The 19,995-nt window shown below is 60.0% G+C and carries 17 protein-coding genes; 5 read left to right on the top strand and 12 right to left on the bottom strand.

What is annotated here, in order from left to right; all coding sequences use genetic code 11:
* Positions 1-107: 107 nt before the first annotated feature.
* The 4 genes from zwf to JZY08_RS01460 all read left to right on the top strand — a co-directional run bounded on the left by zwf (position 108) and on the right by JZY08_RS01460 (position 5,807).
* Entirely contained in the window at positions 108-1,583 is a 1,476-nt protein-coding gene (gene zwf, locus JZY08_RS01475) for a glucose-6-phosphate dehydrogenase (protein WP_216330726.1), read from the top strand.
* Positions 1,584-1,594: 11 nt separating this feature from the next.
* Positions 1,595-2,293 carry a 6-phosphogluconolactonase gene (pgl, locus tag JZY08_RS01470; protein ID WP_035241998.1) on the top strand — a complete coding sequence of 233 codons (699 nt, stop codon included), beginning with the start codon at positions 1,595-1,597 and terminating at the stop codon, positions 2,291-2,293.
* Between the two features lie 110 nt (positions 2,294-2,403).
* Entirely contained in the window at positions 2,404-4,224 is a 1,821-nt protein-coding gene (edd, locus tag JZY08_RS01465; RefSeq protein ID WP_216330724.1) for a phosphogluconate dehydratase, read from the top strand.
* A gap of 218 nt (positions 4,225-4,442) precedes the next feature.
* Entirely contained in the window at positions 4,443-5,807 is a 1,365-nt protein-coding gene (locus JZY08_RS01460) for a metallophosphoesterase (RefSeq protein ID WP_216330722.1), read from the top strand.
* Positions 5,808-6,035: 228 nt separating this feature from the next.
* On the opposite strand, the gene JZY08_RS01455 is transcribed toward JZY08_RS01460, so the two are convergent.
* The 6 genes from JZY08_RS01455 to JZY08_RS01430 all read right to left on the bottom strand — a co-directional run bounded on the left by JZY08_RS01455 (position 6,036) and on the right by JZY08_RS01430 (position 13,078).
* The gene (locus tag JZY08_RS01455; RefSeq protein ID WP_035241622.1) at positions 6,036-6,392 is read right to left on the bottom strand and encodes a hypothetical protein; all 357 of its coding nucleotides are present in this window, start codon (positions 6,390-6,392) and stop codon (positions 6,036-6,038) included.
* 241 nt (positions 6,393-6,633) lie between these two features.
* Entirely contained in the window at positions 6,634-7,722 is a 1,089-nt protein-coding gene (locus JZY08_RS01450) for an ABC transporter ATP-binding protein (protein ID WP_216330721.1), read from the bottom strand.
* Positions 7,723-7,742: 20 nt separating this feature from the next.
* A complete protein-coding gene (locus JZY08_RS01445) occupies positions 7,743-9,398 on the bottom strand; it encodes an alpha-glucosidase family protein (RefSeq protein ID WP_216330719.1) in 1,656 nt (551 codons plus the stop codon).
* Between the two features lie 37 nt (positions 9,399-9,435).
* Complete coding sequence (locus JZY08_RS01440) at positions 9,436-10,596, bottom strand: carbohydrate ABC transporter permease (protein WP_216330717.1); 1,161 nt, start codon at positions 10,594-10,596, stop codon at positions 9,436-9,438.
* 1 nt (position 10,597) lies between these two features.
* A complete protein-coding gene (locus JZY08_RS01435) occupies positions 10,598-11,611 on the bottom strand; it encodes a carbohydrate ABC transporter permease (protein WP_216330715.1) in 1,014 nt (337 codons plus the stop codon).
* Positions 11,612-11,716: 105 nt separating this feature from the next.
* Positions 11,717-13,078 carry an ABC transporter substrate-binding protein gene (locus tag JZY08_RS01430; RefSeq protein WP_216330714.1) on the bottom strand — a complete coding sequence of 454 codons (1,362 nt, stop codon included), beginning with the start codon at positions 13,076-13,078 and terminating at the stop codon, positions 11,717-11,719.
* A 275-nt stretch (positions 13,079-13,353) separates the two neighbouring features.
* Here JZY08_RS01430 and JZY08_RS01425 point away from each other — a divergent pair, with 275 nt between their 5' ends.
* The gene (locus JZY08_RS01425; protein WP_216330713.1) at positions 13,354-14,379 is read left to right on the top strand and encodes a LacI family DNA-binding transcriptional regulator; all 1,026 of its coding nucleotides are present in this window, start codon (positions 13,354-13,356) and stop codon (positions 14,377-14,379) included.
* A 302-nt stretch (positions 14,380-14,681) separates the two neighbouring features.
* Here JZY08_RS01425 and JZY08_RS01420 read toward each other — a convergent pair whose 3' ends face one another.
* The 6 genes from JZY08_RS01420 to JZY08_RS01395 all read right to left on the bottom strand — a co-directional run bounded on the left by JZY08_RS01420 (position 14,682) and on the right by JZY08_RS01395 (position 19,937).
* Entirely contained in the window at positions 14,682-15,581 is a 900-nt protein-coding gene (locus JZY08_RS01420) for a bifunctional methylenetetrahydrofolate dehydrogenase/methenyltetrahydrofolate cyclohydrolase (RefSeq protein WP_216330712.1), read from the bottom strand.
* Positions 15,582-15,658: 77 nt separating this feature from the next.
* A complete protein-coding gene (locus JZY08_RS01415; protein ID WP_216330711.1) occupies positions 15,659-17,446 on the bottom strand; it encodes a GumC family protein in 1,788 nt (595 codons plus the stop codon).
* Positions 17,447-17,558: 112 nt separating this feature from the next.
* Positions 17,559-18,233, bottom strand: a complete 675-nt coding sequence (locus JZY08_RS01410) for a WecB/TagA/CpsF family glycosyltransferase (RefSeq protein ID WP_216330710.1) — start codon at positions 18,231-18,233, stop codon at positions 17,559-17,561.
* Between the two features lie 206 nt (positions 18,234-18,439).
* Positions 18,440-18,982, bottom strand: coding sequence for a flagellar basal body-associated FliL family protein (locus JZY08_RS01405; protein ID WP_003493918.1), 543 nt, complete (start codon positions 18,980-18,982; stop codon positions 18,440-18,442).
* A complete protein-coding gene (locus JZY08_RS01400; protein WP_003493916.1) occupies positions 18,982-19,350 on the bottom strand; it encodes a hypothetical protein in 369 nt (122 codons plus the stop codon). Before JZY08_RS01400 ends, JZY08_RS01405 begins: the two co-directional genes overlap by 1 nt.
* Before the next feature lie 29 nt (positions 19,351-19,379).
* The gene (locus tag JZY08_RS01395) at positions 19,380-19,937 is read right to left on the bottom strand and encodes a rod-binding protein (RefSeq protein WP_003493914.1); all 558 of its coding nucleotides are present in this window, start codon (positions 19,935-19,937) and stop codon (positions 19,380-19,382) included.
* Between the last annotated feature and the right edge of the window lie 58 nt (positions 19,938-19,995).

Raw genomic sequence — 19,995 nt, 5'->3', positions numbered from 1 at the left:
GTTCCGTCCCGCGAAACCAAAATTCATAATTTCACATAACTGAGACTGGCATTTTTAAATCGATTAGATTATGGATGCCCCAACCCTTGAAGATCGAGAGTATCGATATGAGCAGTCAGATCATTCCTGTTGAAGCTTTTGATTGTGTCGTTTTCGGCGGCACAGGCGATCTGGCGGAGCGCAAGCTTCTGCCGGCCCTTTATCACCGTCAGGTCGAAGGCCAGTTTACGGAGCCGACCCGCATCATCGGCGCTTCGCGTTCGGTCATGAGCCATGAGGAATATCGCAAATTCGCGCAGGACGCGCTGAAGGAGCACCTGAAGACCGGCGAATACGACGACGCCCAGGTTTCCGTGTTCCTGAACAGGCTTTTTTATGTTCCCGTCGACGCCAAGGGCAGCAATGGCTGGGACGTGCTGAAGAAGCTTTTGGACGAAGGCAAGGAGCGCGTTCGCGCCTTTTATCTGGCCGTCGCGCCGGGCATTTTCGGCGATATCGCCGACAAGATCCGCGAACACAAGCTGATCACGCGCTCGACCCGCATCGTCGTTGAAAAGCCGATCGGCCGCGACCTGGCTTCCGCGCAGGAGCTGAACGACACCATCGGTCACGTCTTCAAGGAAGAGCAGATTTTCCGCATCGACCACTATCTCGGCAAGGAGACGGTGCAGAACCTGATGGCGCTGCGTTTCGCCAATGCGCTTTACGAGCCGCTGTGGAATTCCGCCCATATCGACCACGTGCAGATCACGGTCGCCGAAGCGGTCGGTCTCGAAGGCCGCGCCGGTTATTACGACAAGGCCGGCGCCCTGCGCGACATGGTGCAGAACCACATTCTGCAATTGCTTTGCCTCGTGGCCATGGAACCGCCCGCGTCCATGAATGCGGAAGCCGTGCGTGACGAAAAGCTCAAGGTTCTGCGGTCCCTCAAGCCGATCAACACCAGCAATGTCGAAAAGCAGACGGTTCGCGGCCAGTACCGCGCCGGCGCTTCCGCCGGTGGCCCCGTAAAGGGCTATCTGGAAGAGCTGGAAGGCGGCGTTTCCAACACGGAAACCTTCGTTGCCATCAAGGCCGAAATCGCCAACTGGCGCTGGGCTGGCGTTCCCTTCTACATCCGCACCGGAAAACGCCTTGCGACCCGCGTTTCGGAAATCGTCGTCACCTTCAAGCAGATCCCGCACTCGATCTTCGACGATGCGGCTGGCAAGATCGAGGCGAACAAGCTGGTCATCCGACTGCAGCCGGACGAAGGCGTCAAGCAGTCGCTGCTGATCAAGGACCCCGGCCCGGGCGGCATGCGCCTGCGACAGGTGTCGCTGGACATGAGCTTTGCCGAAGCCTTCAACGTGCGCAGCCCGGACGCTTATGAACGCCTGCTGATGGATACCATCCGTTCCAACCAGACGCTGTTCATGCGCCGCGACGAAGTGGAAGCGGCATGGGAATGGGTCGACCCCATTCTCAAGAGCTGGGAAGATCTGGCGCAGGGCGTGCAGGGTTACACCGCCGGAACCTGGGGTCCGAGCGGCTCCATCGCGCTGATCGAGCGCGATGGCCGCACCTGGCACGACGGAGATTGAGGATGACGGAGATGAGTGAGACATTACATGTCTTCGACAGCGCCGCCGATCTCGCTTCAGCGCTCGCAACGGAGGTTGCCGCCCATCTTTCGGCGGCAACGCAGGAGCGCGGCACGGCAAGCATCGCCGTTTCCGGCGGCTCCACACCCAAGCTGTTCTTTCAGGCGCTTTCCCGGCATGATCTGGACTGGAGCAACATCAGCGTAACGCTGGTGGACGAGCGCTTCGTGCCCCCGGAAAGCGACCGCTCGAACCATCGACTGGTTGCCGAAAACCTGTTGCAGGACAAGGCGAAGGCTGCCTATTTCGTGCCGCTCTACCAGCCGGCGGCCTCGCCGGAGGATGCGGCCACACTTGCGACGGTCAAGACCGAAGCGATCTGCGACCCGTTTGACGTTGTGGTGCTCGGCATGGGAACGGATGGCCACACGGCGTCGTTCTTTCCCGGCGGCGACAATCTCTACGAGGCGCTCGACCTCGACGAGCCGCGCGGCGTTTTGACAATGGCGGCGGAAACCGCGGGAGAAGAACGGCTGACGTTCAATTTCTCCAGCTTGCATGATGCCGGTTTTCTGGTGTTGCATATCGAAGGCGCTGCCAAGAAAGCAACGCTCGAGAAAGCGCAGTCGGGCGAGGATGAGGATGAAATGCCGATCCGCGCCGTGCTGAACCGGGCCGAAACGCCCGTGGATATATACTGGGCGCCATAAGCCAACGCGGCTGCCGCGCGAAAGCGCCCAACATACAAGACTGAAACTCGACAACCGGCCGCTCACCTCCCGGATCGCCGGTTGCCGACCAACGAACAGGATGAACGCTCATGTCCGCCGATTCCCGCATTCAGGCCATTACCGCCCGCATCGTCGAACGCTCCAAGCCCTACCGCGAGACCTATCTCGAACGGCTGCGGCTGCAGGTTTCGAAGGGCGTTCACCGTTCCGTGCTTTCCTGCGGCAACCTGGCGCATGGGTTTGCGGTCTGTTCCCCCGCCGACAAGGATATCCTTGCCGGCGACCGGGTTCCCAATCTCGGCATCATCACCGCCTATAACGACATGCTGTCGGCGCATCAGCCCTACGAGACCTTTCCGGCGATCATTCGTGAGGCTGCAAAGCAGGCGGGCGGCATCGCGCAGGTGGCGGGCGCTGTTCCGGCCATGTGCGACGGCGTGACCCAGGGCCAGCCGGGCATGGAACTTTCGCTGTTTTCCCGCGACGCCATTGCCATGGCGGCCGGCATCGGCCTGTCGCACAACATGTTCGACGCCGCCGTTTATCTCGGCGTCTGCGACAAGATCGTGCCCGGCCTCGTCATTGCGGCGCTCGCCTTCGGCCATCTGCCCGCCGTTTTCGTTCCGGCAGGCCCCATGACATCCGGCCTGCCGAATGACGAGAAATCGCGCATCCGCCAGCTTTATGCCGAAGGAAAGGTCGGCCGCGCCGAACTTCTGGAAGCGGAATCCAAATCCTATCACGGTCCCGGCACCTGCACCTTCTACGGCACGGCCAATTCGAACCAGATGCTGATGGAGATCATGGGTTTCCATATGCCCGGCTCGTCCTTCGTCAATCCCGGCACGCCGCTGCGCGATGCGCTGACGCGCGAGGCCACCAAGCGGGCGCTTGCCATCACCGCGCAGGGCAACGAATTTACCCCGGCGGGCGAGATGATCGACGAGCGGTCTGTCGTCAACGGCGTCGTCGGCCTGCATGCGACGGGTGGTTCGACCAACCACACGATGCATCTGATCGCCATGGCGCGCGCGGCCGGCATCATCCTCACCTGGCAGGATATTTCCGACCTTTCGGATACCGTGCCGCTGCTCGCCCGCGTCTATCCCAACGGTCTTGCGGATGTGAACCATTTCCACGCCGCCGGCGGCATGGGCTTCCTCATCAAGCAGCTTTTGAAACAGGGCTTCGTGCATGACGATGTGCGCACCGTTTTCGGACAGGGTCTCGAAGCCTACACCGTGGACGCTAAGCTTGATGAAAACGGCGCGGTGATGCGCGAACCATCCCCCGAGCAGAGCCACGACCCTAAGGTCCTCGCCAGCATTGAGACGCCGTTCCAGCCGACCGGCGGGTTGAAGATGCTGACCGGCAATCTCGGCAAATCGGTCATCAAGATCTCCGCCGTGAAGGCCGAACGCCACATCATCGAAGCGCCCGCAATCGTTTTCAACGACCAGCAGGAACTTCAGGACGCCTTCAAGGACGGCAAGCTCAACCGCGACTTCATCGCCGTCGTTCGCTTCCAGGGACCGAAGGCCAATGGCATGCCGGAACTGCATCGCCTGACGCCGCCGCTTGGCGTGCTGCAGGATCGCGGCTTCAAGGTGGCGCTGGTGACGGATGGGCGCATGTCCGGTGCCTCCGGCAAGGTGCCGGCCGCCATCCACGTCACGCCGGAAGCGTCCGATTGCGGTCCGATCTCGCTCATCCGGGACGGCGACATCATCCGCCTCGACGCCATTTCCGGAACGCTGGAAGTGCTCGTGCCTGCCGCCGAACTGGCAAAACGCGAACCGGCGCGCGCTGATCTCTCGGGCAATGAATGGGGCATGGGCCGCGAACTTTTCGCCCCCTTCCGCCGCAATGCCGGACCTGCGGACCAGGGCGCCAGCGTTCTGTTCCATTGATTTTTGATGGGCGAGGGCCGGGTGCGGCTTTCGCCTTTCAACCCCAATTTTGCGGCATCGCCTGAATCCACCTCTCATCGCCGAGAGCTGGCGCAGAAACCGCTTTATTTCCCATGTCTTAAACGTCAGACTTGTCATGCGGCTGTGATGATCGCCCTTTAGGGCCTTCTCAGCCGGCCGCGGGACGGCGGCGCAGTTTCGGATGATGGGGCCAGGATATGACGATTTTCTCAAGCAAACGCCGCGATGTGCTGAAGCTTATGGCCGGCACCGCCCTGCTGCCGCTGATGGTGGCGGCAAGGCCAGCGATGGCACGGGACGTGGCGCTGCGTGCAATCGTCATCTCCGATCTGCATTCCGCCTATGAGCGCATCGGCCAGCTTCTCGCGGCCATCGAAACGCACGTGGCTGCCGACAAGACGCCTCATGTCATTCTTCTGAATGGCGACCTGTTCGAGATCGGCAATGCGGTGGCCGCGCGTTCCGCCGGCGAAATCGAGTGGACGTTCCTGGCGGCGCTCGCCAAGCTAGCCCCCACCGTCATCAATATCGGCAACCACGAACCCGATATCGACAATGATCTCGCCAATTTCGTCAGCCGCGCCAAGGCACTCGGCATCACCGTTCTTTCCAACATCATCGACAAGCGCAGCGGCACCGCCTATGCACCTGCCAGCGCCGAGGTGAGCGTTGGTGGCCAACAGATCGTCGTGGCGGGCCTCGCCACCAATGCGATCAATACCTATCCGAAGGCCACGCGCGAGATGCTGGACATTCCGCAGCCGGTGGAATGGGCGAAGGCCAATCTGCCGGGGATCGTCAAGCAGGGCGCGATCAACATTGTTCTGAGCCATGCCGGCGTCGTCGCCGACCGTGATATCCTGCCTTTGCTGCCGGATGGCACGCTGATCATCGGCGGCCACGACCACCTGAATTTCGTGCATGAACAGGGCGCCACGCGTTATGTCCACACCGGCTCCTGGTGCACTTCCATGACGGTCGCGACGATCACGGCTCCTGGCAAGGCTGCAGCCATCGAGACCGTTGCAATCGATCGTGGCGCTCCCGCCTCCCCCGCCCTCAAGAGCCTGATCGAGCAGACGCTCGAAAAGCACCTCACGGCGGAAGAGCGGGCAGTCGTCGGCAAATCCGCAAAAGCGATGACCGTCGATGAGGCCGGCCGCCATGTGGCGCAGCTCATCGCCGCAAAAACGGGCGCGGATGTCGGCTTCATCGGCCACACCTCCTTCGGCGCGGGCCTGCCCGAGGGCGATATTCGCCGCTACGATTTCAACGCCTCGCTGCGTTTCGACGGCAGGCTGATGGTGACGGAAGTGGATGGCGCGGTACTTCAGCACATCCTCAAGCGATGCAACCAGGATGGCGACATTGCACTTGCCGACCGGACCGGCGATTATCTTTACGCCATGCCGGAGAAACCGGAAACGAAAGAGCGCTACAGGCTGGTCTGCAACGACTGGTCGGCCACCAACCAGAAATCCTATTTCGGCCGCAGCGATCTTGTTTTTGCGGAAGTGCCTGAAGTGAAGCTGAAGCAGACGGTTCTGGGCGGGCTTTCTTAAAACCTGCATTCTCGCCAGTGAGACACAGGCCCGGGCACCGTACACAACACTAAGATTTCGTGCGGCGGCACATCCCTACGCTCCTCATTCCTGTGCTTGTCACAGGAATCCAGCCGACGCGCGTCCGCGCGGCGGGAAGGACTCCTTTCAGCCCAAGGACTTGGGCTGGCTGGATCCCTGTGACAAGCACAGGGATGAGGGAAGGAAATGGCGCCGCAAAAGCGGCCTTCAGAACGACCGAATGTCGAGCTTCCGGTCCTTATGTGCCGGATGCGTGCTGAACACGAAAATACGGTTCATTTCCTTCTGCGTCACCATGCGCAGGAAGCGGACATGGATGGTGTTGTTGGCGTTGACGCGCAACAGCACGCAGCCGATCTTGGTGATGCGGGCGTCGGGAATATCCAGATAGAACTGGTTGGGCATATTGTATTTCGTCAGCAGCGCCAGCACGGCCTCGGTCTGGGAGATACGGATGACGTCGCAGCGGCGAGCGGCCATGTGCATGACGGCCTTTTCGGTATATTCGATGCGCGCCGCATTCATGGTATCTTCCATGCGAAACCGGCCTTCGCGGTCGTACATGAAGGATTCTTCCTTGCTCAGGTAATTGTTCCTGATGACACCCGCACTGCTCTGCACGCCCGGACTCCCATGCTCTATCAACACCTCCGAGATTAGGACATAGTCTTTAACAATTCCTAACAACGCGGTCTTAAACAGACCGGAAGCGGGACATTTCCGGCGTTTTTCCACAGTGACAAAAGGTCGTTAAAAAGCCCCGGAACAGCGAATGTCCGGGGCTTTTTCCTGGTCTGGCGGGCGATTATCTGCGGTAGGTTTTACCGTCGGCGTCGAAGAGATGAAGCTTCTCCTGCGGCGCTGCAAAACGCAGGGTCTGGCCCTTGCCGACGGAAGCAATGCCCGGCACCTTGACGATGATCGGCTCCTGCCCCTTTGGTGCTTCGAGATAAAGCAGGGTCACTTCGCCCAGAGCCTCGACAATCGAAACCTTGCCTTCGAACAGATAGTCATCACCGGTGACGATGCTCAAATCTTCAGGCCTGACCCCGAAACTTGCAGCCTTTCCCTGCTCGGATGCAGGTGTGGGAACATTGACGGCAAGCGCCTTGCCGCCGGTAAGTTCGATGGAGGTCCGTTCCCCGGTTCCCGTAATCTTCGCTGCGATGATGTTCATGGCCGGCGAGCCGATGAAGCGCGCCACAAAGAGGTTGGCGGGCTTTTCGTAAAGTTCGAGCGGCGCGCCGACCTGTTCCACCCGGCCGGCATTCAGAACGACGATACGATCGGCCAGCGTCATCGCTTCCACCTGATCATGGGTGACGTAGATCATCGTCGTATCGGCCATCTGTTCGTTGAGCTTGGCGATCTCGATGCGGGTTGCGACACGCAACGCGGCATCGAGGTTCGACAAGGGCTCATCGAACAGGAAGACCTTGGGATTGCGGCAGATGGCGCGGCCGATGGCGACGCGCTGGCGCTGGCCGCCGGACAGAGCCTTCGGCAGACGTTCCAGATATTGCGTCAGCTGCAGGATTTCGGCGGCGGCGCGCACGCGGCGGTCGATCTCCTGTTTGTTCTCTTTCGCGATCTTCATGCCGAAGGCCATGTTGTCATAGACGGTCATATGCGGGTAAAGCGCATAGGACTGGAACACCATGGCAATACCCCGCCGCGAGGGCGGGATTTCATTGACGAGCTGGCCGTCAATATACATCTCGCCGCCGGTGATTTCCTCCAGACCGGCGATCATGCGCAGCAGCGTCGATTTTCCGCAGCCTGAGGGGCCGACGAAAACGATGAATTCGCCCTGTTCTATCTCCAGATTGATGCCGTGCAGAACCTTCACCTGCCCGTATGATTTGCGGATATCCTTGAGAACGAGACTTGTCATGGGTATTCCTCCCTCATCTATCAGGCGTAACGGGCGAAGAATGCGCCCCATGCCGGAAGTTCTACGCTTCTGCCTTCAAGACCGCCTGCAAAGCCGTGGCCTTCGAGAACCTCCCAGTTCCCTTCCGGCAGCGTCGCCTTTGCAGCTGTCGCGGACAGATTGAAGAGGCAAAGCACGGTTTCGTTGCCGAGCGTGCGGGTGTAGCTCAGCACCTCGCCCTCAACCGGCTGGAATTCGATGCCGCCCTTGGCAAAAGCGGGGTGCTTTTTGCGGAAGCTCAGGAAGCGACGATAATGCTCAAGCACCGAGGCCTCGTTGCCCTGCTGGGCGCTGACGGCGCGCTGCTTGTGCTCTGCCGGAATCGGCAGCCACGTCTTGTCGGCGGTCGAGAAACCGGCCTGCGCATGACCGGCATCCCACACCATCGGCGTGCGGCAACCGTCGCGGCCCTTGAATTCCGGCCAGAACTGGATGCCGTAGGGATCCTGCAAATCTTCGAAAGCGATGTCCGCTTCGGTGAGGCCGAGCTCCTCGCCCTCATAGATGCAGACGGAGCCGCGCTGTGTCATCAGCAGCGCCGAAAGCACCTTGGCGAAGGCGTCCTTGTCCTCGACGTGCTCGCCCCAGCGGCTGACGTGGCGCACGACATCGTGGTTGGAGAAGGCCCAGCAGGCCCAGCCTTCCGGTGCGGCTTTCGCAAAATCCGCCTGCACATCGGCAACGCGCTGCGGTGTGAGCGCATCGGGGGCGAGGAATTCGAAGGCGTAGCACATCTGCATCTTGTCATCGCCGGAGGTGTATTCGCCGACGATTTCGAGACCGCGCTGGCTGTCACCCACTTCGCCGACAGCGGCGATGTCAGGGAATTCGTCCAACACGGCGCGGAAGCGCTTCAGGAAGGCGATGTTTTCCGGGCGGTTCTTGTCGTAGAGATGTTCCTGGAAGTTATAGGGATTGACCGCAGGCGCGGTGGAGGCATTGCGGCGTTCCGGCGCCAGCGCCGGGTTGTCGCGCAGCTCAAGGTCATGGAAATAGAAGTTGATGGTGTCGAGGCGGAAACCATCGACGCCGCGCTTCAGCCAGAAGCGGGTGATGTTCAACAGTTCTTCCTGAACTTCCGGATTATGCAGGTTGAGGTCCGGCTGTGAGGTCAGGAAGTTGTGCATGTAATATTGCATGCGGGTCGGATCCCACTGCCAGGCGGAACCGCCGAAGATCGACAGCCAGTTGTTGGGCGGCGTGCCATCCGGCTTGCTGTCCGACCAGACATACCAGTTCGATTTCGGATTGCCGCGGCTGGCGCGGCTTTCCACGAACCACGGATGCTGGTCCGACGTGTGCGACATGACGAGGTCGATCATCACGCGAACGCCGAGGCGGTGGGCCTCAGCGATCAGGCCGTCGAAATCGGCGAGCGTGCCGAACATCGGATCGACATCGACATAATTCGAGACGTCGTAACCGAAATCCTTCATCGGCGAGGTGAAGAAGGGCGAAATCCAGATGGCGTCGGCACCCAGATTGGCGATATGCGCCAGACGGTCTGTGATGCCCTTGAGGTCGCCGATGCCGTCGCCATTGGAGTCCTGATAGGAGCGCGGATAAATCTGGTAGATCACGGCACCGCGCCACCAATCCTTGTTGGGCGTCAAAGCGGAAGTCACCGAAGCGGTCATGGAAGTGTCCTGTCTGGTATGGGCGTTCATGGAATAATCAGCCTCCCTTGACGGAGCCTGCCAGCAGGCCTCGCACGAGATAACGTTGAAGGGCGAAAAAGACGCCAAGCGGCACGATGATGGTGACGAAGGCCGAGGCGGTGAGGATTTCCCAGTTGCCGCCGCGCGAACCGAGCAGCGCGTTCAAGGCACCGGTCAGCACCAGCTCATCCTTCTGCGTGCCGAGGAACACCATGGCGACGAGCAGGTCGTTCCAGGTCCACAGGAACTGGAAGATGGCGAAGGAGGCGAGTGCCGGGAAGGATAGCGGCAGGATGATCTTGACGAAGATTTCGAAGTCGCTCGCACCATCGACGCGGGCGCTTTCGATGATCTCCTTCGGCAGGCCGGAAATATAGTTGCGCAGCAGATAGATGGCGAGCGGCAGGCCGAAGGCGGTGTGCGCGAGCCAGATGCCGGCATAGGTCTTGGACGGCACGCCGAAGATGGTGCCGATTTCATTATAGAGTCTGAGAAGCGGGATGAGCGACATCTGCAGCGGCACGACGATCAGGCCCACCACCATGGCAATCAGCAGATTGCGGCCGGAGAAGCTCATCCATGACAGCGCATAGGCGGCGAAGGCGGCAATGAGGATCGGGATGACGGTTGCCGGCACAGCGACGGTCAGCGAATTGACGAAGGACTGGCCGATGCCTTCCGAGGTCAGGACCGTGCGATAATTATCGAGCGTGAAGACGGGCGGCGTCGCGACGGAGATATAGACGCGCTTGCCGCGAGAGCCTTCAAAGCTCGCGGCCTTGCTATATTCATAGGTGCCGTCCGTATTGACGAGCAGTGTTTCGCCGTCACCGATATCGGCCGCCTCGCCGGCTTTGAACGCCGTGGGCTCCTGTACGCGAACGCCGAAGGCTGCAACCTTGCCGCCCTGTCCGCTTTCAAAAACATTGCCTGATATGACGTAGCGGCTGCCATCCTGCTTCTGCACGGAAGCATCGGCGAGGCGAACCGCCGAGGTCTGTTCGGAACTGGAGAAGGCCGTCCACCAGCCGGAGACCGTGATCTGGTCCTTGTCGCGCAGCGAGCTGACGAGAATGCCGAGTGTTGGCAGGAGCCAGAGCAGCACGACGACCAGAACGCTGGCATGGACGATGAGGCGCGGCAGGCCGACGCGGCGAAGGCGTTTGAAAATATTCATCTCAGCGGCCCTCCATCTCGCGGTTCGCCTGGCGGATGTTCCAGACCATGATCGGCGTGACGGCCGCCATGATGATGAGCGCGATGACCGCACTTCGGCCACTGTCACCGCCACCGCGGAACATCCAGTCGAACATGAGGTTGGCGAGCACCATGGTGTTCCACTGTCCGTTGGTCATGGTCAGCACGATGTCGAAAACCTTGAGCACGAGAATGGTGATCGTCGTCCAGACGACGGCGATGGTGCCCCAGATCTGCGGGACCATGATCTTCCAGAAAATCTGCCAGCCATTGGCGCCATCGATGACCGCAGCCTCGATGGTCTCCTCGGGAATGCCCCGCAGCGCCGCGGACAGGATGACCATGGCAAAACCGGTCTGGATCCAGATGAGGATGATCATCAGGAAAAAGTTGTTCCAGAAGGGCATGGAAATCCATACCTGCGGATTGCCGCCGAAAAACTCGACGATGGCGTTCAAGAGGCCGATCTGCACCTGCCCTTCGGCGCGATATTCATAGATGAACTTCCAGATGACGGAAGCACCGACAAAGGAGATCGCCATGGGCATGAAGACGATGGATTTGGCGATGTTGCCCCACCAGATACGGTCGGTCATGACGGCGATGACGAGGCCGAAGAAGGTGCAGGCGGCCGGCACGACGGCGAGCCAAAGAATATTGTTGAAGATCGACTGGCGGAAACCGGCATCGAAAAACGCCCAGCGATAATTGGCGAGACCGACGAATTCGCTGCCGGTCCGGTCATAGAAAGACAGGATCAGCGTGGCGATGACGGGGTAGACCAGATAGACCAGCAGGAGGATCAAAGCCGGGCCGATGAATAGCCAGGGCCGGACGGCGGCGCGGCGATTGAGGTTGCGGGACGCCTGCAGCACATCTCCCGAACGAACGGGAAAGATCGCCTGAAGCACCTTGTCGGATAGCCAGTAATAGGCAGCGCAGGCAAAGACCCCCGCCACCATCACGCCGATGGCCGAAACGAGTTGTTGAGCCATGTTCCCTCCCTTGATCCTCTCCGCGCCGCGCTGATTTATGCGGTCGTCGGGGCAGCGCCGTTGGTAAGGGCCCGGCGGCAAACCGCCGGGCCTGATCCGATATCGTTACTTCAGGCCGTCCCAGGCCTTCTGGATATCGCTCGCGACCTGATCGGCGGACTTGCCGCCGACGAAATCGATCATGCCGGTCCAGAATGCGCCGGCGCCGATCTTGCCGGGCATGAGGTCGGAACCATCGAAGCCGAAGCTTGTCGCGGTCGTCAGGATTTCACCCTGTCGCTTCATCTGCTCATTGGCATAGGCATCGACATTCACACCCTTATAGGGCGTGAGGAAGCTGGACTGCGCCATCCAGACCTCATGGGCGATCGGGGTCTGCAGAAATTCGACGAAAGCCTTGGCGGCCGGCGCTTCCTTGGTGATGGTGACCAGCGTGCCGGCGCCGAGAACCGGCTTGCCGAGGTCAGGCTTGGACGCGTAAGTCGGCATGTAGAAGAAATCCGCATCCGTACCCACTTTGGTGCCTTCCGGGAAGAAGGACGGAATGAACGACGCCTGATGATGCAGGTAGCACTTCGGCGGAATGTCGAAGAGGCCCTTGGGGCTGTCGCGGAAGTCGGTGGAGGCCACGGCCGCGACGCCGCCGCTGACATATTTTTCGTTCTTGGCAAATTTACCAAATTCGTTGATCGCCTCGACCACGGCCGGATCGGTAAACTTGACCTCGTTCGTCGTCCATTTCTGGTAGACGTCGAGCGGCTGCGTGCGCAGCATCAGGTCTTCCACCCAGTCGGTCGCCGGCCAGCCGGTGGCGCCGCCGGAGCCGAGACCGATGCACCAGGGGGTGCCGCCATCGGCGACGATCTGGTCCGTCAGCTTGAACAGGTCTTCCATGGTCTCGGGCACCTTGTAGCCCGCTTCCTCGAAGTTCTCGGGCACGTACCAGACAAGTGACTTCACGTCCGCCTTGAAGGGAAACGCGAAATAGGCCTTGTTGCCATCCTTGCCCTTGTAGCTGCCGAGATCGACCCAGGATTTGCCCGCGCCGTAATTTTCCTCGACCCATTTGGCCGTGTCATCGCCGAGCGGAACCAGAAAACCCTTTGCCGCGAGATCGGCCAGAAGGCCTGGCTGCGGCAGAATGGCGATATTGGGCGGCGAGCCCGCCTGCGTATCGATGACGATCTGCTGCTCGTAATTTTCCGACGAGGAATAACGGACATTCACGCCGGTCGCATCGGCGAAATAGGCAAGCACCGACTGGAACAGCGCCTCATCCTCACCGCGCCACGGGCCGAAAATCGTCAGCGTCTGGCCTTTCAGATCGGCATGGGCCGCCTTGAAGTCCTCGTAGCTTTTCCAGTTGAATTTGGCGTCCTCACCGGGCGCGAATTTCAGGTCAGCGGCAGAGGCCGCACCGGACAGCAGCGCTATTGCAGCAGCCGTCGCCAAAAGAGTCTTCTGCATGTGATTTACCTCCCATCACATAAAAGGCTCAAAGCGTCCTCGTTCAATCAAAGCGCTTTGGCTGCCTATTCATCTCATTGTCATCAAGAAGGAGTCAAGAGGCTCTTTCTGCGGAAACGTTGCAGCGCCTCGTGAATAATCATATTTATTTAGAAAGGCGGCTATCGTTTTCGATTGAGAAAAGCGGCGGAGGCTGGTAAAAATCTAAAGCGCTTTGGAAGCCTGGGGAGAGGTTTTACCGTTTCCAGAGCGCACGCATGGAGGAAATGAGAGACATGAACCTGAAACAGTTGTCGCAACTGCTGGGGATTTCGCAGACGACCATCAGCAGGGCGCTCAACGGCTATCCCGAGGTCAGCGCCGAAACGCGCCGCCGTGTCATGGAGGCTGCCGAAAAGACGGGTTATCGCCCCAATGCCGCAGCGCAGCGGCTGGCGACGGGCAAGGTCGGCTCCATCGGGCTTGTCATGCCGATTGGCGAGCACCACCGTTCCGATGTGCATTTCGGCGAATTCCTGAGCGGTCTCGGGGAGGAAGCGTCACGCAGTGGCTTTCATCTGGTCATCATGCCGACGGAGCCGGAGAAGGAACGGGAAGCGCTGCGGGGGCTCGCCGCAAGCGGCAGCGTCGATGGCATCTATCTCGCTTATATGAAGAAGAACGATCCCCGCATCGCCATGCTGCAATCGCTCTCCCTGCCCTTCCTCGTCCATGGCCGCTCCATCGGCGTGGAGGAGGATTATCCCTATCTCGACGTGGACAATGAAGGCGCCTTCCGTGATGCGACCCAGCTTCTCCTCCAGCTTGGCCATACGCGGATCGGGTTACTGAATGGCCCGGAGGGTTATGATTTCACCTACCGACGCTGTCTCGGGGTGGAAAAGGCGCTTTCGGCAAATGGCCTGACATTGCATGCGAACGACAAGAGACACAGCAGCATGACCGATGAGGAAGGCTATCTCGGCATGGAAGCGCTGCTGTCCCGGCCGGAAAAGCCGACCGCCATTCTCTGCGCCAGTACCGCGCTTGCGCTCGGCGCGATCCGCTCGCTCAACCAGCGGGGCTTAAAACCCGGCAAGGATATCTCGCTGATCGCCCATGACGACGTGCTGCCGCTTTTGAAGCCGGACAATTTTTCCGTACCGCTGACCACCACCCGCTCGTCACTCAGGGCGGCGGGCGTGCGCGTGGGCCAGCGCCTGATCAACCGGATCAAGTTCAACCAGACGGAACCCCATCAGGAGCTCTGGAAGGCGGAACTTGTGGTGCGCGCTTCGACGGGGCCTGCTCCGAAAGCGTAGCTGGCCCGTCTCAATCTATTTGGAGTGTGCGGTTGAAATAGAACACAATCAATGCGCAACACAGGACGTCTCGCACAGGCGCACCCCCCACCCCCTCATTCCTGTGCTTGTCACAGGAATCCAGCCGACGCGCGTCTGCGCGGCGAAGAGAGTCCTTTCAGCCCAAGGACTTGGGCTGGCTGGATTCCTGTGACAAGCACAGGAATGAGGAGGAGCGCGCATCAGAAAAATAAGATTCTCTACCGACGCACCGCCCCTGATCTTTATGTCGGATACGCTGAAACAAAATCCTTGGAAGCGCTCTAGAACTTCGGCGCGGTCAGACCCAGCGCACGATGGGCGGCGATGACGGTGTTGGCCATCAGCATGGCGATCGTCATCGGGCCGACACCGCCCGGCACGGGTGTGATGGCGGCGGCCACGGCACTTGCCTCGTCGAAGGCGACATCGCCGACCAGCTTCGACTTGCCTTCACCCTTTTCCGGAGCCGGAATGCGGTTGATGCCGACATCGATGACAGTCGCGCCGGATTTCACCCAATCGCCCTTCACCATCGCCGCGCGACCGACCGCCGCCACGAGAATATCGGCGGTCTTGCAGACGGTGGCGAGATCCTTCGTGCGCGAATGCGCCATCGTCACCGTGGCATTGGCATTGAGGAGAAGCTGGCCCATCGGCTTGCCGAACAGGTTGGAGCGGCCGATGACCACGGCATTGAGGCCGGAAAGATCGTCCCCATGAATGCCGCGCACCAAGAGCATGGCGCCAGCCGGCGTGCAGGAAATGAGGCCGGTGGCGAGGTCGCCGGTCGCCAGCTTGCCCGCGTTCAGAACACTGAGGCCATCCACATCCTTCTCAGGCAGGATCGACTGGATGATCTCATCGGAATTGAAGTGTTTCGGCAAAGGAAGCTGTACCAGAATGCCGTGGATGGAGGCATCGGCGTTCAATTCGCCGACCAGCTTGAGGAGCGCATCCTGCGTCGTTTCTTCCGGCAACGTGTGTTGAACGGAGTTGAAACCGCACTGCTTGGCCATCTTGCTTTTGGAGTTCACGTAGGCGTGGCTGGCCGGATCATTGCCGACGATGACAACCGCGAGACCGGGCTTCACGCCCTTTTCCGCCTCAAGCGCTTCTGCCGATTTGCGGACTTCCTCGACGACCGAAGCCGCCTTCGCCTTCCCGTCAATCACAACTGCCATGCGTTCTGCTCCTGCTGGATTACGTTGGCCCCGTATGGTGCCGACTTTGCAGGAATGCAAGCAAAAATGCAGCGTCGTCAGGCAGTTTTGCGGTAGTCATCGCCATGGTCGGCGTAATCGGCGAGACGCTCCCTCAAGAGCGCCAACTCGCGTCTCAATTCCGCCAATTCCTCGGCTTCGGCCTGCTCGTGATCGAAGTGTCCGGCAAGGGCTTCGTGCAACAGGGACGGAAGCTCAGGCGGCGCCTGATCGGCGGTTCTGAAGGTGCGGTTGCCCATCAGCACCTGCCGTACGCGCTCATCCAGCGGGATATCATCGGTGTCATTCGCCGCCTCTAGGTAATAATCGGCAAAGGCGTCCTCCGGCTCGAAATCACCATCTGCGGCGAGCTCTTCGAGGTCGTGGAACACATCTGGCTCGATCGGCTCGAATTCGGAGAATTGGGGGGATTGCTCCTGCGGAAATTCCTCGGTCGCTTCCGCGGAGAGCGGAAGCCGCTCATCATTTTCAAGGATCGGTGCGACTTCTTCTTCATCGTCGTGACGACGGTAGCTCAGGAGATAAAGGCTGCCCAGCAGGCCGATCAAGGCGCCGCCGCCCGCCATCATCGCAGCTTGCGTCAGATCGCGCGACAACTCGCCCGGTCCGGCCTTCTTCGCAAGACGGGTTTCAATGGCGGGTGTGGTTGATGATGCGAGATCGCGGCGCTCGCTCGCTTCCAGATAGGCATTTCTCGCCGTTTCCAGCTCACCCTGCAATCTGGACAGTTCGCCGGGAGCGATGCCGAGGCCGTTCAGGCGGTCGAGATATTTGGTACGTTCGCCAGTCGCTGTTGCGATTTCCTGGGCGACGCGTTTTTCATCTGTCCGCAAACCGTCGACCAGCTGGCGGAGCGCCGGGGCGGCCAGCGCCTCAACGGCATCTACCCCATTCTGGGCGGCAATGCGACGCGGATGTTTCGGCCCGTAATTGACCGAGACGCCGGCAAGCGCCATGCTGGCACTGGCATGTCTTTGCCTGATATCTTCAAGCGCGGAAAAAGCTATCCCTGTCGGCAACGGCTTCGACCACAGGTCATTCGGCTTGAGGGTGGAAGCTGCCGCCAGATCCACTTGGAGCGACTGTTGCTGCTGCGTCGCCGCCGCAAGACTATTATTGACGTCGCGCAATTGCTGCTCAAGCTGCTGCACTTCCGACAGGACGGCGTCGCCGTGGCGTATCTGGAAGCCGTTCACCGCCGCTTCCGCCTCGTCCAGTCGGGTCCGCGCCCTCTCCGTCTCACGCATGGTGGGCGTCATAGTGCCTGCCTTGCCATCCGCCATGATCCGCATCGAGAGATAGTCGGTCAGCCGCATCGCGGCTTCCGGCGATGCGGCCTTGGCGGTCACGATCAGCGTATTTTCATCCGGTGTCAGTTCCAGCCGGATCGCCTCACCGACCGCGCCATTGAGCGCTTCTCGCGGCGAAAGCGGCCGTGCGTCCGCCCCCGTCAGAAGGTCGAGAAGCAGGCCAAGCTCGCCCTGATTGCGAACGCCAACCATATCGGCAGGCTTGAGCTTGAGGTCGGCGGTGACCCGGTCCAGTCCGGAGGGTGAGAGCAGAGTGCGGCGGGCCATGGCAAGGAAGCGGGCCGAATCCGGCGCATCATAGCTGCTCTGGGTCACCTCGACATGCGCTTGAGAAACATAACCGCGAAAACCGGAATCAATGAGCATGAGCGGAAGCGCTGCACCCGCCACGGTGGCGGCGGCCACGCAACCGGCGGTCAGAAGCCGCAGACAATGTTTGCGCCATTGCGACGCGGGCACGGCGACATCATCCTCGTAAGGGCGGGTCGCCATCATATCCGGATTGTGATCAACCATCTGAAGCCGTCTGCCACGCTCGGCGCCGCCCGCAACGGGCGACTGTCAAAACCTTACGAGAGGTTAAAGGATCGTGGCAAACAAATGGTTAACGCCGACCTTGCCGGACCTGTCACCCCTTGCCGAGCGCGATGTGCCACGGTTCGGCGCACAGGCTGTAAAGCCAGCTCATATGCAGCTTGCGGAAGATTTCCGGCATGCCGGCCACTTCGGATGACAGAACCTTGAACAGGGGACCGACTGCGATGGCGACGCGCGCATCGTCACGGCTGACAGTGTGGTGCAGCCAACTCTCCTGATCTTCCCTAAGCATGCCGGCCAGCAGGACATCCACCTTTACGCCTGACATATCCCGGTTCAGCATCACGAAATCGTGCCATGGCGCGTGCGCGCGCAGCTTGGCCAGAACCTCTCCGACCTGCGCCGCATCGTCGCCGGCAACGCCGATCCGTTTCGGTACCGCCATATAGGTCAGAAGCGCCATGGTGAACGCCACCCCATCGATGACGACGGGCAGAGGCTTGCCGTCTTCCGCGCGAGCGGCGTTATGCATCGCCTTGCCCTGCGGCAGAAGCAGGCAGCTTTCCAGGATCTGCCGGTAAGCAATGTCTCTGGAAGAAAACTTCGCCTTCTCGATGGTGAGAAAGGAGAGCATCGTGTGCCCGTCGCAGGCCGAAGCCCTGCCGCTGACCAGTTCCAGCGCCCCATTCCAGTCGAGATCACAAACGCGCAGTCCGTGGATATTCCGTTGCGATCCCGGCTGCGCAAAACCTGCCGCGAAATTCATTGCCAACCCCCGATTGCCAAACCCGTTGCCTCCGATCCTTCGCAAGGTTTGCGGGATCGCGGCTCATGGATCTGTTTATACAGGTGCAGGTTGAAGTTACCTTGAAAGCAACCTCTCGAATGTTACGCGAAATGGTAAGAGACGATTAACCAGACCCCGGGGGGCCCGCTATCATGATTGAGGGCACGGGATACGTGCCCGCAGCATCAATGGCTCGGCGCGGCGGCGGCTTCTTTTCCCGCCTCGGACTTCTCACCTTCAACGAGCTTGACCGAACGCGGCGTGCCATTGCCGTTCTGCTCGCGAATGTCGGCCTTCGACAGATAATCGAGCTGTTCGATCAACACATCTTCGACCACCTCGTCGTTGAGCTTCTTGTTCAGCCCTTCACGAATGCGCTGCTTGAAGGCCTCGGGATCGAAGGTGGAAATATTGGCGATGTTGACCATGGATGAACCCGCCAGAAGCGTGAACAACTCATCGGTCATCAATTGCGTGGCCGGCAGTTCGATCTTCGCCATCTTTTCCTTGTCGACACGCAGGGAAATGCGGCTGAGGAAATAACCGTTCACGCCACCATCGTTGATGACGGGAATGGTGATGCTTTCACCCTTGACCAGTTGCAGGTTGGCCTTCTTGGCCCCCGCCTCATCCCCCGGCGCGGGTGCTGTCGCCATCTGGACGGAGAAATACACCGCGCCGAGCGTGACGGCGCAAACCCAGACGCCGGTGAGAAGAAGCTTCAACATCAGGAGGCGGCACCATACATGAACTGTTCCTGCGAATAGGTGCCGTCCGTATCGGCTTCCTGGATCGCGTTCTTGAGCAGGTCCGCAACAGCACGAACCGCATTCAGATGCGCCTCGACGCGGCTGGCATTGGTTGCGAGCTTGGACTTGATGCCCTGTACCTGATCGAGATGTCCCGCAGCGATTTCCTCGTGGGGCGTATCGCGGAAGAGCATGGTCAGTTCATAAAGGCAACGGCTTTTATGGGCATTGGAGACCTTGAAATCGAACTGGGGGTCCTTACCGATATTATCGTTCTCATTGTCGATGATCATTTCAAGACGGCCGAGAACGGATTTGATGCGGTGGTCGTTCGACATAAGGTCCATGCTTGTCTCCTCGTTACGATTTTTCATTTTCAAGCCTCGTCCGTTTTCTCATTGGAAACGCCGAGGACCTGCCGCTCGAACTCCGCCACCATCCGAATTGCAGCATTGTGGTCTTTTTCATTCATGGATACGTCGGTAATCCCCTTGCTTTCGGCTTTCCGCAACGCATCCTTGTAGGCCTGTTCCGCAATGCCGACGCCGCCATTTCTGGAAATCGTGTCGGCGAACTGTTCCGCCATCATGCTTTTCCAGATCTCACCGGCATTGCCTTTGCCATAAACCTCTTCGCTGTCTTTCGGCAGCATGTTGGCAACAAAGGTCTGGAGGACAGAAGCCTCGTATTTGCGGTATGTTTCCGGAATTTCAGTGCGAGCCGAGCGGATGTTGGTGTCACCAAGGCCCGCCTTCGAGGAGGCGCCATCCAGCATATCGACGGCGGCGCCAAAGCCCTTGCCCGCATCGGCAAGGCTCGTTGCCGCGAAAGCCGCCTTGTTCGCCTTCAGTTTTTCCTGGGCGACCTGCACTTCCTGGGGGTCCGCAGCGCGAACAACATCCATCACCAGATCGCTTATAATCGATATCGCCACGTCCCGATCTCCCGAGCTGATAAACGCGCGGCGAGCAGCCTGCACGTTTACTCAATCA

Origin of the sequence: Rhizobium sp. X9 (assembly GCF_018873185.1) — a bacterium.
Classification (GTDB): Bacteria; Pseudomonadota; Alphaproteobacteria; order Rhizobiales; family Rhizobiaceae; genus Agrobacterium; species Agrobacterium oryzihabitans.
This window is presented reverse-complemented; position numbering and strand designations above follow the sequence as displayed.